17 protein-coding genes are annotated in these 14363 nt (G+C 46.5%); 16 read left to right on the forward strand and 1 reads right to left on the reverse strand.

Annotated elements, in window-relative coordinates; all coding sequences use genetic code 11:
• Window positions 1-265 precede the first annotated feature (265 nt).
• The 6 genes from QUA36_RS19490 to QUA36_RS19515 all read left to right on the forward strand — a co-directional run bounded on the left by QUA36_RS19490 (window position 266) and on the right by QUA36_RS19515 (window position 4576).
• Window positions 266-823: a DsbA family protein gene (locus QUA36_RS19490; protein WP_333093236.1), complete on the forward strand. Its 558-nt coding sequence runs from the start codon at window positions 266-268 to the stop codon at window positions 821-823.
• Window positions 824-1026: 203 nt separating this feature from the next.
• Entirely contained in the window at window positions 1027-1209 is a 183-nt protein-coding gene (locus tag QUA36_RS19495; RefSeq protein WP_333458779.1) for a hypothetical protein, read from the forward strand.
• Window positions 1206-1961, forward strand: coding sequence for an SDR family oxidoreductase (locus QUA36_RS19500; protein ID WP_333458780.1), 756 nt, complete (start codon window positions 1206-1208; stop codon window positions 1959-1961). The genes QUA36_RS19495 and QUA36_RS19500 overlap by 4 nt, the downstream gene beginning before the upstream one ends.
• An 89-nt stretch (window positions 1962-2050) precedes the next feature.
• Window positions 2051-2407 (forward strand): AraC family transcriptional regulator, encoded by a 357-nt coding sequence (locus tag QUA36_RS19505; RefSeq protein WP_333458781.1) that lies wholly within the window; start codon window positions 2051-2053, stop codon window positions 2405-2407.
• A 135-nt stretch (window positions 2408-2542) separates the two neighbouring features.
• Window positions 2543-3436: a pirin family protein gene (locus tag QUA36_RS19510; protein ID WP_333458782.1), complete on the forward strand. Its 894-nt coding sequence runs from the start codon at window positions 2543-2545 to the stop codon at window positions 3434-3436.
• Between the two features lie 117 nt (window positions 3437-3553).
• On the forward strand, window positions 3554-4576 hold the full coding sequence (locus QUA36_RS19515; protein ID WP_333458783.1) for an LLM class flavin-dependent oxidoreductase: 1023 nt from the start codon (window positions 3554-3556) through the stop codon (window positions 4574-4576).
• Between the two features lie 98 nt (window positions 4577-4674).
• Here the strand turns inward: QUA36_RS19515 and QUA36_RS19520 are convergent, their stop codons facing one another.
• Window positions 4675-4959 carry a hypothetical protein gene (locus QUA36_RS19520; protein WP_333458784.1) on the reverse strand — a complete coding sequence of 95 codons (285 nt, stop codon included), beginning with the start codon at window positions 4957-4959 and terminating at the stop codon, window positions 4675-4677.
• A 54-nt stretch (window positions 4960-5013) separates the two neighbouring features.
• On the opposite strand from QUA36_RS19520, the gene QUA36_RS19525 reads away from it, so the two are divergent.
• From QUA36_RS19525 to QUA36_RS19570, 10 genes are all read left to right on the forward strand, one after another.
• Window positions 5014-5982 (forward strand): SDR family NAD(P)-dependent oxidoreductase, encoded by a 969-nt coding sequence (locus tag QUA36_RS19525; RefSeq protein ID WP_333458785.1) that lies wholly within the window; start codon window positions 5014-5016, stop codon window positions 5980-5982.
• A gap of 201 nt (window positions 5983-6183) precedes the next feature.
• The gene (locus QUA36_RS19530) at window positions 6184-7095 is read left to right on the forward strand and encodes an alpha/beta hydrolase (RefSeq protein WP_333458786.1); all 912 of its coding nucleotides are present in this window, start codon (window positions 6184-6186) and stop codon (window positions 7093-7095) included.
• A gap of 336 nt (window positions 7096-7431) precedes the next feature.
• On the forward strand, window positions 7432-8400 hold the full coding sequence (locus QUA36_RS19535) for a zinc-dependent alcohol dehydrogenase family protein (RefSeq protein WP_333458787.1): 969 nt from the start codon (window positions 7432-7434) through the stop codon (window positions 8398-8400).
• Window positions 8401-8605: 205 nt separating this feature from the next.
• Window positions 8606-9418 carry a CPBP family intramembrane glutamic endopeptidase gene (locus tag QUA36_RS19540; protein WP_333458788.1) on the forward strand — a complete coding sequence of 271 codons (813 nt, stop codon included), beginning with the start codon at window positions 8606-8608 and terminating at the stop codon, window positions 9416-9418.
• A gap of 71 nt (window positions 9419-9489) precedes the next feature.
• Window positions 9490-10317 carry an SDR family oxidoreductase gene (locus QUA36_RS19545; RefSeq protein ID WP_333458789.1) on the forward strand — a complete coding sequence of 276 codons (828 nt, stop codon included), beginning with the start codon at window positions 9490-9492 and terminating at the stop codon, window positions 10315-10317.
• A 173-nt stretch (window positions 10318-10490) separates the two neighbouring features.
• Window positions 10491-11438: an NAD(P)/FAD-dependent oxidoreductase gene (locus tag QUA36_RS19550; RefSeq protein ID WP_333099877.1), complete on the forward strand. Its 948-nt coding sequence runs from the start codon at window positions 10491-10493 to the stop codon at window positions 11436-11438.
• A 345-nt stretch (window positions 11439-11783) separates the two neighbouring features.
• Complete coding sequence (locus tag QUA36_RS19555) at window positions 11784-11978, forward strand: hypothetical protein (RefSeq protein ID WP_015179721.1); 195 nt, start codon at window positions 11784-11786, stop codon at window positions 11976-11978.
• 255 nt (window positions 11979-12233) lie between these two features.
• The gene (locus QUA36_RS19560; protein WP_333458790.1) at window positions 12234-12803 is read left to right on the forward strand and encodes a DUF981 domain-containing protein; all 570 of its coding nucleotides are present in this window, start codon (window positions 12234-12236) and stop codon (window positions 12801-12803) included.
• 50 nt (window positions 12804-12853) lie between these two features.
• Window positions 12854-13717: a dioxygenase family protein gene (locus tag QUA36_RS19565; RefSeq protein ID WP_333099874.1), complete on the forward strand. Its 864-nt coding sequence runs from the start codon at window positions 12854-12856 to the stop codon at window positions 13715-13717.
• 30 nt (window positions 13718-13747) lie between these two features.
• Window positions 13748-14221, forward strand: coding sequence for a lipocalin-like domain-containing protein (locus QUA36_RS19570; protein ID WP_333458791.1), 474 nt, complete (start codon window positions 13748-13750; stop codon window positions 14219-14221).
• Window positions 14222-14363: the final 142 nt, after the last annotated feature.

Here is a 14363-nt window from a genome sequence, read left to right on the forward strand (position 1 = left end):
ATGAGGACGACCCGACATTGTAATACTATCCTTTACTTTTTACACAAGTCTATCACATCTTTAAAAAAATGGTATAACTTGAGTTAGAGCCAGCCTTCTACTCCACGATGGAATGGTTACTCTATCAATTTGTACTGTAAAAAATTTAACTCGGTATAGACGACGGCTTGAAGGCGATCGCCTATATTGAATTTATGCAAACAGTCATGCAAATGGATCGAGCAAGTAAATTGCACAGTTCCATGCTTGATACAAATGTAAAAAGATGAGCAACGATCGTAGCCACAGGTCTTTACTTGTACCACCTTCAACTCAAGATTGGATTCAAGGTATTCTGAGTGCCAAGGTAGTGCTGGTGATGTACGGAGATTATCAATGCCCTAGAAGTGCGGACGTTTACAAGCTGATTAAAGCGATCAAACGAGAGCTTAGTGCTGCTTTTGGAGAAAATTATTTATGCTTCATCTTCCGTCATTTTCCACAAACACAGATTCATCCCCATGCTCAACGGGCAGCCCAAGCTGCCGAAGCCGCCGCCGCCCAAGGAAAGTTTTGGTTAATGAGCGATACCTTATTTGACCATCAACAAAGGTTGGAGAACGGTTATCTTGTCGAGTACGCCAATGATTTAGGGCTTGACATTCCTCAATTTCTCAAAGAGTTGTCTAAACAAGTGCATGTCGATCGCATCAACGAAGATATCGAAGGCGGAATAGAGAGTGGAGTAACGACTGCCCCAGCCCTGTTTATCAATAAAATTCGGTATACCGAGCGCTGGAACACGACGGAGTTGATGGCTGCCATGATTGCTGCAAGTCATTAAGTTCACCGATCTTTGCTCCCAATTCATATCTGACTTGTCTGTAAGTGCTGTAAGTTATCTAATTTTGATGGCTAGGATTTTGCCTGTTTCAATGAACAAAATTGCCATTTTTTGAACCATGACAACAGTTACCATGCCAACAACTGAATTCCTGGGTATTGATTTAGTTAATTACAAATCAGTATTTCATTGAGGATAGTTCTATGACGCATTCACTAGTACAAGGCAAGAATAATCCTGGGCATGAAGGTAAACCTCAGACTGGTTCTCTTCGCGACTCTTCAGTTAACCAGGCCCTGATTGCGATCGCGCAAGAAGTCACTGAGTTGCTGAGACAAACTTACCTGAGACAAACCGATGAAATTAAAACAGGAGAAACAGAATGATGCTGAAAGACAAGGTTGCTTTAGTGACGGGAGGAACATCGGGCATTGGTAGAGCTACTGCGATCGCTTATGCCAAACAACAGGCAAAGGTGGTAGTAGTGGGTCGTCGAATGGATGAAGGTGAAAAAATAGTTCGATTGATTCAGGAAGCTGGCGGAGAGGCTATTTTTGTGCAAGCAGATGTCACGAAAGAAGCCGATGTTAAAGCAATAGTTGATAAAGTCGTTGACGTTTTTGGTCGGTTAGATATTGCCTTTAATAATGCAGGAACTATCGGCGAAAATCATTCATTGATTGAGCAAACAGAAGTGGAATACGATCGCACGATGAACGTCAATGTCAAAGGCGTTTGGTTGTCAATGAAACATGAAATTACTCAGATGTTGAAACAGGGAAGTGGTGCGATCGTCAATATGGCATCTGCAAATGGAGTCGTTGCATTTCCTACCTTCCCCCTCTACACCGCGAGTAAAAGCGCGGTAATCGGTTTAACAAAAGCTGCTGCGCTCCAATATGCCAAAGCGGGTATTCGCATCAATGTCGTTGCACCAGCGGTAATCGAAACAGATATGTTTGAAGCAGCGACAGGTGGGCAGGATGAAGTCAAAGCTTACATGGCAGGACTTCACCCGATCGGACGGATTGGAACACCGCTTGAAGTTGCAAATGCAATCTTGTTTTTATCATCTGACATGGCATCGTTCATAACAGGTGAAACGTTGATGGTAGATGGTGGCTATGTAGCACAGTAGTCGATCGGCAATGCAAAATATTGCAGTGATCGAATGCGCGATGGCTAGCTTTTGCCTGTTTTGTTGAGCAAATTGCCAATCTTTGAACCATGCTAACAATTACAACGCCAACCCTTGAAGCCAAGCGCAAAGGCTTAACACACATCCGATTACAGCAAGTGCTCGGCTATATTCGTACTCACCTTGATCGAGATTTGTCACTGACTGAGCTTGCAGAAGTGATTAATATTAGCCCGACTTACTTTGCGAGTTTGTTTAAGCAAACAATGGGAATTTCTCCACGTCAGTACGTAATTCAACAGCGTGTGGAACAGGCAAAGTTGATGCTATCGAAAACAGATTTGGCGATCGCGGACATTGCCCTGCAAGTCGGCTTCTCCAGCCAAAGCCATTTGACGCAGCACTTCAAACGATTCACAGGAAAGACCCCCAAGCAGATTCGTTAGCGCCATAAGAATCTGAAAGAAATCGAGCCTTGGAACTCATTACATTGACATTAAGTTAGGCAAGAATCTGAAGCAGCAACAGAACTAAGGTTGTATCTTCGTCCACAACGTCAACTAAGAATGGATCGTACAAAAATGAGTATTCAGCAATTAATCACGCCTGAAAAGCATGACTTAGGTGGGTTTAGTGTACAGCGCATCTTACCGAGTGAAACCCTAAAAATGGTTGGACCTTTCATCTTCTTTGATCACTTAGGCCCAGCTATTTTCCCGGCTGGAAAAGGCGTCGATGTTAGACCCCATCCACACATCAATTTGGCGACGGTTACCTATTTGTTTGAAGGAAGCCTTCTGCATAGAGATAGTCTAGGTACAGTACAAGAGATTTTTCCGGGCGAGGTAAACTGGATGACAGCGGGCAAAGGTATTGTTCATTCTGAGCGATCGCCCGAGAGCTTTAGAGAGAAAGAGTCTACTCTTCACGGCATTCAGACCTGGATTGCCCTCCCCGAAATCGCTGAAGAAGTTGAACCCAGCTTTTCACATTATTCGGCGACTGATTTACCGAGGTGGACTCAAACAGGCACCAGCGCGACCTTGATCGCCGGTAGCTATCAGTCTCACCAATCACCAGTTAAAATCTACTCTGCTACTCTTTACCTAGCGCTCGTTTTCACGGAGGGTAGTCAATTTCAGCTAGCGCCAATAGAAGGTTTAGAAAGGGCAGTTTATAGCGTCACATCCGGCCTATTCGTAAATGGAAAGCCTTTAGAGCCATATCGTCTAGCCGTTTTAGCGCCGGATGAATCAGTAAATATCAGTGCGGGGGCTGAGGCAAAAGCAATGATTATCGGCGGGGCACCAGTGGGCGATCGCACAAAGTACTGGAACTTTGTGTCGAGCCGCTCAGCGCGTATCGAGCAGGCAAAACGAGATTGGCAAGACCGCCGCTTCCCGGCGGTTCCCGGTGAAACTGAATTCATTCCGCTCCCTGATAATTCAGATCACGGTAGTAGCGCGCCCCCCTGAGTTGATGATGGTTAGGCGTTCTTTGCTGAGCGAGAGAACAGCAGCTTAACTCGTACAGCAAGACTTTCTACTATTTCGGATTAGTCTATTTCATTCGCAAAACGCTTGGGAAATGATATGGAAGTTGGAATTGACAGTTTTGCCTCGGTTGGAACGAGTGAAAACGGCGAAACGGCGGATGCCGCGCAGTCCGTCGCCGAACTGCTGGAGAGAATAGAGCAGGCGGATCGTTCCGGCTTGGATATCTTCGGCATCGGCGAGCACCATCGGCATGAATTTTTAGATTCGGCAAACGCGGTTATTCTCGCCGCTGCCGCCGCACGCACCGAGCGCATCCGTCTAACCAGCGCGGTTACGGTGCTGAGCGCGGCTGACCCGGTGCGTGTGTTTCAACAATTCGCCACGCTCGATTTGATTTCAAAAGGTCGCGCCGAAATGGTTGTCGGGCGCGGCTCGTTCACCGAAGCCTTTCCGCTATTTGGATTTAGCCTCGGCGATTACGACGAGATTTTCGCTGAAAAGCTCGAACTCTTGCTCAAAATTCGGGACAACGAAACGGTCGATTGGTCGGGCAAATTTCGCCCCGCGCTGGAAAACCAAGCAATTTATCCGCGTCCGCTGCAAAAGCCGTTTCCCATCTGGATTGGGGTCGGCGGTACGCCACAATCTTTCCTCCGCGCCGGAATGCTTGGACTGCCGCTCGTGGTTGCCATTATCGGCGGCGAAACGCATCGCTTTCGCTCGCTCGTAGATTTATACCGCGATGCCGGAGCGCGCGCCGGGTACGCGCCCGAAACATTGAAAGTTTCATTGCATTCAATCGGTTATGTCGCCGACACGACTGAACAAGCCGTTGAAGAATTTTTTCCGGGCTACGCCGAAACCTTTACTAAAATTGGCAGAGAGAGAGGCTGGCCGCCTGTTACGCGCGCCGATTTTGACGCGCAGCGCGGCGCAACCGGCGCATTACTGGTCGGCAGTCCCGAAGAAGTGGCGGAGAAAATCCGCCGTCACAGCGAATCGCTCGGCGGCATTTCGAGAGTAACTTTTCAAATGGACAACGCGCAGATGAACCACGCCCAACTGATGCGCTCCATTGAATTGATTGGAATGCAAATGTCGCCACTCTTAAACAATTAAAATATGCGGGCATGGTTCAACTTAAGTTCCGCTACGGTAACAAGACAGAGAGACGAGCTGGAACACCGCTTGAAGTTGCAAATGCAGTCCTGTTTTTATCATCTGACATGGCATAGTTCGTAACAGGTGAAACGTTGATGATAGATGGTGGGTATGTAGCGCAGTAGTCGATCTGCAGTGCGAAACGTTGCGACCAAGTCGCGATCGACCTGCATCATCCGCTCGATCACTCTCCGTGCCGTTGGTTCCTCAAGGGCATCCCGATAGTAAGCAGCGTTTGATTGAGCAGTAATACATCCAAAGGAGTCCATCATGACGACAACACTTGCAGGCAAAGTTGCACTGGTAACAGGTGGTTCTCGCGGTTTAGGAGCGGCGATCATAGGGTATGCAAAAGCTCAAAACTTTTACACTCACAATTAACGAAAGGAAAAGAAATGGCTGAAAAATTTGGTGCAAAATCGACCGCCGACGAGGTGCTTTCCGGCATTAATCTCAAGGGAAAGCGATTTCTCATTACCGGTGCATCGTCGGGCATTGGGCTTGAAACCGCCCGCTCACTGGTCGCTCACGGCGCTAGCGTCGTCGGCGCGGTCAGGGAGCTTGCTAAAGCTGAGCCAGCCACTGCATCGATTCGTGATGCCGCGTCGCAAGGAGGTGGCTGCCTGGAATTGATCAATCTCGATCTGGCATCCTTGCAAAGTGTTCGCGCCTGCGCGGATAAACTGTTGGCTGACCGTCAGCCGTTCGATTCCATTATCGCTAACGCTGGCGTTATGGCAACTCCATTCGGTCGGACGATCGATGGCTTTGAAGTCCAGTTCGGGACGAACCATCTGGGTCATTTCGCCCTGATCAATCAGAGCGAGCCGTTGCTCGCCGATAATGGACGGCTGGTAGTCCTGTCGTCGCTCGCGCATCGCGGTGCCGATATCGACTTGGACGATCCGAATTTCGAGCAGCAGGTGTACGATCCATGGGTCGCTTATAGTCGGTCGAAAACCGCCAATTCACTGTTCGCTGTGGAGTTTGACAGGCGGCATCGAGATCGCGGCATTCGGGCTGCTTCGGTGATGCCCGGAAACAGTCTGACGGATCTACCCCGCCATTTCTCGCCGGAGGACTTGCAGGGACTTTTGAAGACTGTTGACGCAGCACGCACCGAAGCGGGTCTGCCGCCGAAAGAGTTGAAAGAAATTCCGCAGGCAGCCGCGACGTCGGTCTGGGCAGCAGTCGTGGCGAATAAAGACGAGATCGGTGGGCACTATCTCGAAGATTGTGCGATCGCGCCGATCAATGACACGCCCAACCCGTTTGCCGACGGCGTAAGGTCGTATGCGCTTGACGCTAACAAAGCTAAGCAGCTTTGGGCGAAAAGCGAGGAATTGATCAGCGCTGTATCCTAAAGGTTATCGCGCAAGAATTTGACAAAACACCCTAAGAATCTGAAAGAAACCGAGCCTTGAAATTCACTACGCTTAAGTTAAATCAAACGAGAATTCGACGCAGCATTCATAGGAGATTTCAATGCCTTATCGCTTCGACTTTTGTCAATAAAATTTAGATGCGTTTACCCTGGGATTTGGAATAGTCAGGAAAAACTATTCATGAGAAAGTTCATTCTTCGGTTAGTTATTATCGTTCTGGTTGTCAGTGGGCTTGTTGGCTCTGGTTGGTTGAATCGTGCAACCCCTGCTTCCACCTGTGACATCGCAACTCGCTCTACAAAAATCGAGAGTGGAACGCTTTCCTATAATCAAGCAGGGACAGGACAACCGATTTTACTGCTGCACGGATTATTTGCCGAGAAAGAGCAGTGGAATGGCATGATGTGCGAGTTGGCTAGAGCAGGCTATCAAGCGATCGCACCCGATCTACCCGGTTATGCCAAGAGTACTGGATTTACCGTGAAAGACTATGCACTAGAGAATCAGGTAGCCCTCTTGCACCAGTTTGTCGAGCAGCTAAAGATTCAATCCCTTGATGTTGCAGGTAGCTCGATGGGGGGCACGATCGCAGCCCTTTACAGCCAGCTTTATCCCAACCAAGTTCGCAGCCTCGCCTTTATCGGTTCACCGCTAGGCGTAACGAATTGGGCAACTAGCGTCAGGAAATCGATTATTGAGGGCATCAATCCCTTTATTCCGATTACCAAAGAGCAGTTCGATCTAGAAATCAGTCTGCTTTTCGTGACGCCTCCTACGATTCCGGATGAGGTCAAAACCGAGAAAGTGAACGATTATGTGAATCGTAATCGAAATTATCAGCAGACTTGGGACATTGTGAATCTTTATGATGATGTGCTTTGTCAGGTGCCTCACAGTCGGGTTCCGACCCTGGCAATTTGGGGTCAGGAAGACAAAATCTATGATATTCGGGATGTCGATCGCTCACATCGCTGTCTTCCAGGGAGTCAAATTATTCAATTACCCAAAGCAGGACATTTGCTGTTGATCGAAAACGCTCAGGAAGCAGCATCGAATTATCTTGGTTTTCTGAAAACAATCAAAAATCGATAGACGAATCAAGCATTCAGCAATTAGGCTTTGGTGTCGAGGAATTGAATCTCAGCCAGTTGTTGGCTAATGACCTGAACATTAGGCTTACAAAAGAAAGGAGATCGCTATGAGAAACAATGGAACGACATGACTATTTAGTTAAGTTGCACATCGCCTTTGGCTGGGAGCGAGAAAACTTTTTTGGTGTGCTACGAGGCTGTGATATCTGCATTTGCTACTAAACGGTAACTACCTTACCAAATCGTGCTGACTTACGAACTTAGGTAGAACTTACCTACGCTGAATAGTATTGAAATCCCGTCACTGTTTATTCTAAATCAAGGAGAGTTGGCACAGATGGAATCTATGAAAGCAGCCGTATTAACTGCGTTTGGTGATGCTGAGAAGTTTGAGATTCAAACTGTTCCGATACCAACACTGAAGGCGAATCAGGTGTTAGTCAGAGTTTGTGCAACCTCGATTAACCCGGTCGATTATCAAACTCGTCGTGGTGATTACAAAGAACTGGTTCAATTACCCGCCATCCTTGGAGTTGATGTTTCAGGGGTGATTGAGGCAATTGGCGAAGCTGTGACTGATTTCAAGGTGGGAGACAACGTGTATTACTCGCCGCAAATTTTTGGAGAATTCGGTAGCTACGCTCAGTATCATGTGGCTGATGCAGCGATTGTTGCATTGAAGCCTGCAAATTTATCGCACATTGAAGCAGCTTCTTTTCCGCTTGCAGGCGGAACGGCTTGGGATTGTCTAGTGACTAGGGGCAATCTACAAGTCGGTGAAACAGTTCTCATCCATGCGGGTTCGGGTGGAGTGGGTTCGATCGCAGTTCAACTCGCCAAAGCGATAGGGGCATACGTTTTTGCGACGTGTAGTTCTAGAAACCGACATTTCGTGACAGAACTGGGCGCAGATCGAGTGATTGATTACAAAAATGAAGATTACGTAGAAGTCATTCGTCAGGAAACAAATGGACTGGGTGTGGATTTAGTTCTAGATACGATCGGCGGAGAAACAATTCAGCGTAGTCTAGAAATCATTCGTCCCTTTGGTAGGCTTGCAAGCATTGTAGACATTGCAATACCGCAATCGCTTCTTAAAGCATGGGGAAAGAATCTGACAATTCATTTTGTTTTGTCACCCCAGTACCGAGCAAAATTAGAGGCTTTGACAAAACTAATCGAGCGTCAACAGCTTCGCCCAGTGATTGATTCAGTATTGTCTTGGGATCAGGTCGTTCTGGCACACCAGCGTCTAGAGCAGGGAGGAACACGGGGCAAAATTGTACTGAAATTTACAGAAAATTAGACTAGCTTCACGGCGTTGATAATTGCTAAACGGATTGGAGTTCGATTTTTGAAGGTCAATATTGATTGAAACAGGAGAAACAGGATGATACTGCAAGGTAAAGTGGCTAGATTTTAGGAGAAATAGGAATGATACTTCAGAGTAAGGTGGCGTTAGTCACCAGTTGTCATTCTCTATCTTGGCATTGTGTCTACCCAGTATTCTGATGTCTCTAAAGATTAAATCAATGGCAGTTTTAAAACAATTTGGGATTCTATTTGTGTTGGGCATTGTGGGCATTGTGATGGTTACGATTACATCGATTCCATTAGTTGAGCAACAGTTGGCGAAACTGTCTCCAGAAATACTGGCAAAAGTCCCGCCACTGTGGGTTTTAATACTCCTACAAGGACTACAGCTTACAGTTCTACTGGCAATCAGCATTCTGATCGGAATTGGCTGTGCCTATCGCGTTGGATTACGCTCACATTTGATTGACTACTGGGTACTTCATACCTCTAAGATTCCATATTCTGTCATTGAGATGAAATGGAGCTTGGGTGTGGGTGCAGCGACAATGATCATTCTCCTGTTGCTCGATCGGTTCATGAAACATGCTCTACCTGAAGCGCTACAGGCATCCAATAACACAGAACCGAATTGGCTGAGTTCACTTACAGCAATGCTTTATGGCGGCATCACTGAGGAAATTCTGATGCGCTGGGGCTTAATGTCGCTGCTTGTTTGGATAGCGTGGAAAGTCTTAAAACAAGGTATTACGTTGCCAAGCCAAGGAATATACCAAGGTGCGATTGTGCTAGTAGCGCTGGTATTTGGGCTTTTACACCTGCCCGCAACTGCCGCGATAGTTCCACTCACTCCGCTTGTGGTTATCCGAGCAATATTACTCAATGGGATAGCTGGCATGGCTTTTGGTTGGCTCTTTTGGCAATACTCACTTGAGGCTGCGATGTTATCCCACGTCAGCTTTCATGCCTTTTCCTTTGCTCTTAGCCTTTTGTTGGCAAGATTTGTCTGAGCTTTCTTCTAAAGCGATTTCACGATCATTTCAAGAGAGAACAACCGGACTTAGATTTTAGGAGAAATAGAATGATACTTCAGGATAAAGTGGCGCTTGTCACTGGCGGAACTTCAGGAATTGGTCGTGAAACAGCGATCGCTTATGCCCAACAACAAGCAAAGGTGGTGGTAGCTGGTCGTCGAATTGATGAAGGTGAAGAAACGGTTCGATTGATTCAGGATGCTGGCGGAGAGGCTATTTTTGTGCAAGCAGATATCACGAAAGAAGCCGATGTTAAAGCAATGGTTGATAAAACGGTTGACGTTTTTGGTCGGTTGGATATTGCCTTTAATAATGCAGGAATGGGCGGCGAAAATCCCTCATTGATTGAGCAAACAGAAGCTGAATATGACCGCACTATGAATGTCAATGTCAAAGGTGTTTGGTTGTCGATGAAATATGAAATTGCTCAGATGTTGAAACAGGGAAGTGGTTCGATCGTCAATATGGCATCTGCGGTTGGAGTCGTTGCACTTCCTAACATACTCCTCTACACCGCGAGTAAAAGCGCGGTAATAGGCTTAACAAAAGCTGCTGCGCTCCAATATGCCAAAGCGGGTATTCGCATCAATGCCGTTGCACCAGGGTCAATCCAAACAGATATGTTTGAAGCTGCTGCGCTCCAATATGCCAAAGCGGGTATTCGCATCAATGTAGTTGCACCAGGGGCAATCCAAACAGATATGTTTGAAGCAGTTACAGATGAAGCGAAAGCTTACTTGACAGGACTTCACCCGATCGGACGAATTGGAACACCGCTTGAAGTTGCAAATGCAGTTCTGTATTTATCATCTGACCTGGCATCGTTCACAACAGGTGCAACATTGCTAGTAGATGGTGGGTTTGTAGCGCAGTAGTCGAAAGGCAGTGCGAAATGTTTAATACAGCATTTCAAGCGACTCACTAAAGTAACACTGAAATCGGTTCGCTAACTTCATAAGAAACTCCATAAGAATCTGTAAGAAGTTGAGTGTTGGAACTGACTATACTCAAGTGAACTAAGACAAAGAGAACTTAGGAGTTGATGATTATGTCCAAAGTTGTAGAACAGAAAAAGATGATGAACCAAAACAAAGAGATTTACGAGTGCGTCATTGTCGGTGGCGGTTCCGCTGGACTCAGTGCGGCACTGCTTTTAGGCAGAAGTCGCCGTCGAGTGTTAGTCTGCGACAAAGGGAATCCGCGTAACGCTCCCGCACACGAGTCGCACAGCTTTTTCACCCGCGATGGCATCAGTCCGCATGAACTTTTGAACATTGGGCGCGACCAACTCAAACCTTATAAAAGCGTTGAATTTCAAGCGATCGGGGTCAAGGAAATCACCCCATCCGGCAATCAATTTGAAGTAGTGTTTGAGGATGGCACAATAAAAAAAACGCGCAAAATTTTGCTGGCTTTCGGGGTAATGGATGAATTTCCAGCTCTCGAAAACTTTGGTGATTTCTGGGGCAAAAGCGTGTTTCATTGTCCCTATTGCCATGCCTGGGAAGTGCGCGACGAGCCGCTTGCCATTGTTGGAAATGGCGAAACGGGCATCGAAATGGCGGCATTGCTGAAAAATTGGAGTGCTAATTTAGTCCTCTGCACCAACGGCAAAGCCGATCTAACCGCTGATCAAAGGACACTGTTGAAAAACCATAAAATTCTTGTTCGCGAAGAGAAAATCATCCGACTCGAAGGCGATAACGGACAATTGGAAAACATTGTTTTTGAGACAAATGAGAAAATTGCGCGTCGCGGAATACTGATCAGACCAAAGCAAACACTCCGTTCAAACCTAGCTGAAAAGTTAGGCTGTGAGTTGAATGAATTCAATTTAATCAAGACGACCAATGTTTTTAACGAAACTAGCGTCAAAGGCGTTTATGCGGCAGGTGACATCACTTCACCCATGCAAGTGATCGTCGCTGCTGTTTTTCAGGGTAGCGTTGCTGCTAGCGGCTTAAATCACTCTCTGATTATGGAAGATTTCGTCTAAATCAAGGTAATTCAATCTTCATCAGAACAAACATCGTGGCTGGTCTAGTTTCATAGACCAAGAGAGTAGGGAAAGTCATGCGTGTTAATTACATATCAAGTCTACAGAGCGATCTAATGATGCAATCTTTGTGGTTTTTTGGTTCTTACCTTACCATCCTTGCTGCTCGAAGCCGGACATTTCGCGCTGGAGACTCATGCAGAGGAGGTGGCAACGTTGATCCGCGCGTTCCTCGACAGAACGCTCGGTTCCACGCTGCGTCTTGAAGGTGATTGCACAAGAATCTGACAAAACATCCTAAGAATCTGAAAGAAACAGAGCATTAGGAATCATTACACTCAGACTATGAAAACAGCAGATAGGAAGCAAAAACACATTCTCCGCGATAAGGGACATTCCATGAAACTCTATCATATGCCCGGTGCCTGTTCGCTGGCTGATCTCATCGTTCTTGAATGGATTGGTATGCCACACGAAATCGTCAGGATGAGTCTTGAAAGCATCAAGTCACCAGACTATAGCTGTAGCCAATTAGATTAGGGCACAGACTATAAGTCAAGATAGTCGCCGTAAAACGGCGTTGCTGATTCAGGGTATGAATTAACTTTTCGCTTGATGTTAGAAAACTCATCATAGTTGGTTTATAGCAATTGGGAAATCTTGAATTTATACCTATATTCAATAACGCCAGAGTATTTCTGAAGCCAAAACTGGTACACAAAGCAATGCGACAGGCATTGCATACTTCAGTTTTTGTCTAAGTCTTAACAAAACCGAACATTTGCAGGAGGTCTAATGTTTATCGATTACCTTACACTCATGCTGATTAATCTATCAGCTGGACTCGCTCTGTTAGCTGCCTATGTGTATTTTGGTCTTGGTACTTCAAATCAGAAACGCTGGATTCCTGGTTTTGGTGTAGTCGGCGCGATCGCTTTAGTCACTGGCTTACACATGACTTTTACCTGGCCCATTATTGGTAGTTTCAATGTTGCCTTTGGTGAAACAACTGTTCTGTTTGGCATTTTGTTTCTAGGAACTTCCCTAGCTCTGGCAATGGGTTGGGAATTATTTACCCTGGGCATTTATGGATTATTTGCAGGACTGGTATCGCTTCTAATTGGCTTTCGCATCATAAACCTGGGAATAACACAACTTCCTTTGCTGTCAGGAATTGGGTTCATTCTCGTTGGCTTAGGAGGAATTTTTTCCGTACCAACCCTCTCTCTCAAATCAACCCGGCTCTTGCGAACTATTGGAGCAATTGTGTTAAGTGTGGCAGCTCTCATCTTTGCTTATATCGGATTGACGGCCTACTGGGCGCATCTTGCGGACTTTTCGACATGGAAGCCCCTGCCAAGATAGTCGCCGTAAAACAACCATCATTAATCACGTAACTAAAAAGGAGTTTGATCGTGCAGAAAATCACACTTGACACTATCACTGAAGCCGTCATTAATCATGGCGATCGCGGCAAATCTCACCCACGACTCTATGAAATTTACACGAGCTTGGTTCAACATTTGCATGACTTTGTGCGTGAGGTGAATCTGACTGAATCAGAATTGCAGCAGGGACGTAATTTTCTCAACCAGGCAAGTCATCACACTCAGGAGATTCCCTCTGGAGAGATCCATTTGTTGACGGATCTACTGGGAATTTCAGAGTTGGTAGAATTGCTGAACGATGCTCATCGCGGTACAGAAAGCAATTTAGAAGGACCCTTGTATGTGCCGAATGCACCAGAACGGCAGATGGGCGATCGCTTGGGTATTGATACAGAAGGAGATTCGCTTTTCCTGTCAGGCAGGGTTTTAGATTTGAACGGTCAACCGATCGCCAATGCTCTGATTGATGTTTGGCAACCCAGTTCCCAAGGATTTTATGACATCCAAGAGCCATCTCAGCCGTTGGGGAACTTTCGGGGACGTTTCAAAACGAACAAGAGTGGAACGTATAGGTTTGAAACCGTGGTGCCACTAGGTTACAAAGTGCCAAGCAGTGGTCCATGTGGCGAGGTGCTGCGACTCTTGGGACGGCATCCTTGGCGCGGGGCTCACATCCATTTCAAACTCAATGCTCCGGAGTACACTCCACTGACAACACAAACTTTTATTGCTGGCGATCCTCACCTGGATTCAGATACAACCTTTGCAGTGCGATCGGCGATCGTTCAATTGCAAAAGCACGAAGCACTAGACGAACTCAAGGCACACAATCAAAGTAAACCGTTTTACACGACTGAGTTTGATTTTGTGTTGAAACCCGCTACTCTCTAGCGGAGAATCATCAAGCAATGGTTGCACATTATGTCTACACCATCAATCCAGAACAATCTGCTAATTGGCATTTGGAAGTTAATTTCTGCAACTGCCATTTACGCTGATGGAACGGTGACTCCAGACGTGTATGGAACTCATCCGGTTGGCTACATCACTTACACATTAGATGGTCACATGATGGTGATGTTTTCTAGGAGCGATCGCTCACCGCTGAGTCAGGAGGTCAGATCACCGCTGACTCCCCAGATGCAATCTTTACCCGTGGAAGAGCTTGCTCAAGCATTTACAACATTCAATGCTTACGCTGGAACTTATACGTTGAGTGGCAACACAGTAACTCACCAGATCAAAATTGCATCAATTCCTAATCGCGTTGGTACAACGTTAGTTCGCACCTTTACTCTTAATGAGAGCCGACTAACGCTCGTGACGCCGCCAGCCTTGAGTGATGGTGTTGAAGCGGTTTTTGAGCTGCTGTGGGAACGCATTATAGCAAGGTGAGTTCGTTGTCGATAACGAAGTAGAGGCAAGTACCATCACTTTTCACTCACTGAAAACGTCGCTATCCTCGGTTATCTCGACGGACGAAACTGGCTCACTGGCGAATGATCGATTGCCGCTCCCTACCTGTTCGTCATTCTGC

The sequence above is a fragment of the Microcoleus sp. Pol10D4 genome (genome assembly GCF_036701555.1).
Taxonomy (GTDB): domain Bacteria; phylum Cyanobacteriota; class Cyanobacteriia; order Cyanobacteriales; family Microcoleaceae; genus Microcoleus.

What these genes read in the sequence shown, in the direction of transcription:
- QUA36_RS19560 (WP_333458790.1), top strand. Translation starts at nt 12,234, where the DNA reads ATGTTTATCGATTACCTTACACTCATGCTGATTAATCTATCAGCTGGA.
- QUA36_RS19545 (WP_333458789.1), top strand. Translation starts at nt 9,490, where the DNA reads ATGATACTTCAGGATAAAGTGGCGCTTGTCACTGGCGGAACTTCAGGA.
- QUA36_RS19555 (WP_015179721.1), top strand. Translation starts at nt 11,784, where the DNA reads ATGAAAACAGCAGATAGGAAGCAAAAACACATTCTCCGCGATAAGGGA.
- QUA36_RS19505 (WP_333458781.1), top strand. Translation starts at nt 2,051, where the DNA reads ATGCTAACAATTACAACGCCAACCCTTGAAGCCAAGCGCAAAGGCTTA.
- QUA36_RS19500 (WP_333458780.1), top strand. Translation starts at nt 1,206, where the DNA reads ATGATGCTGAAAGACAAGGTTGCTTTAGTGACGGGAGGAACATCGGGC.
- QUA36_RS19570 (WP_333458791.1), top strand. Translation starts at nt 13,748, where the DNA reads ATGTCTACACCATCAATCCAGAACAATCTGCTAATTGGCATTTGGAAG.
- QUA36_RS19540 (WP_333458788.1), top strand. Translation starts at nt 8,606, where the DNA reads ATGTCTCTAAAGATTAAATCAATGGCAGTTTTAAAACAATTTGGGATT.
- QUA36_RS19515 (WP_333458783.1), top strand. Translation starts at nt 3,554, where the DNA reads ATGGAAGTTGGAATTGACAGTTTTGCCTCGGTTGGAACGAGTGAAAAC.
- QUA36_RS19490 (WP_333093236.1), top strand. Translation starts at nt 266, where the DNA reads ATGAGCAACGATCGTAGCCACAGGTCTTTACTTGTACCACCTTCAACT.
- QUA36_RS19495 (WP_333458779.1), top strand. Translation starts at nt 1,027, where the DNA reads ATGACGCATTCACTAGTACAAGGCAAGAATAATCCTGGGCATGAAGGT.
- QUA36_RS19520 (WP_333458784.1), bottom strand. Translation starts at nt 4,959, where the DNA reads ATGATCGCCGCTCCTAAACCGCGAGAACCACCTGTTACCAGTGCAACT.
- QUA36_RS19525 (WP_333458785.1), top strand. Translation starts at nt 5,014, where the DNA reads ATGGCTGAAAAATTTGGTGCAAAATCGACCGCCGACGAGGTGCTTTCC.
- QUA36_RS19535 (WP_333458787.1), top strand. Translation starts at nt 7,432, where the DNA reads ATGGAATCTATGAAAGCAGCCGTATTAACTGCGTTTGGTGATGCTGAG.
- QUA36_RS19510 (WP_333458782.1), top strand. Translation starts at nt 2,543, where the DNA reads ATGAGTATTCAGCAATTAATCACGCCTGAAAAGCATGACTTAGGTGGG.
- QUA36_RS19550 (WP_333099877.1), top strand. Translation starts at nt 10,491, where the DNA reads ATGTCCAAAGTTGTAGAACAGAAAAAGATGATGAACCAAAACAAAGAG.
- QUA36_RS19530 (WP_333458786.1), top strand. Translation starts at nt 6,184, where the DNA reads ATGAGAAAGTTCATTCTTCGGTTAGTTATTATCGTTCTGGTTGTCAGT.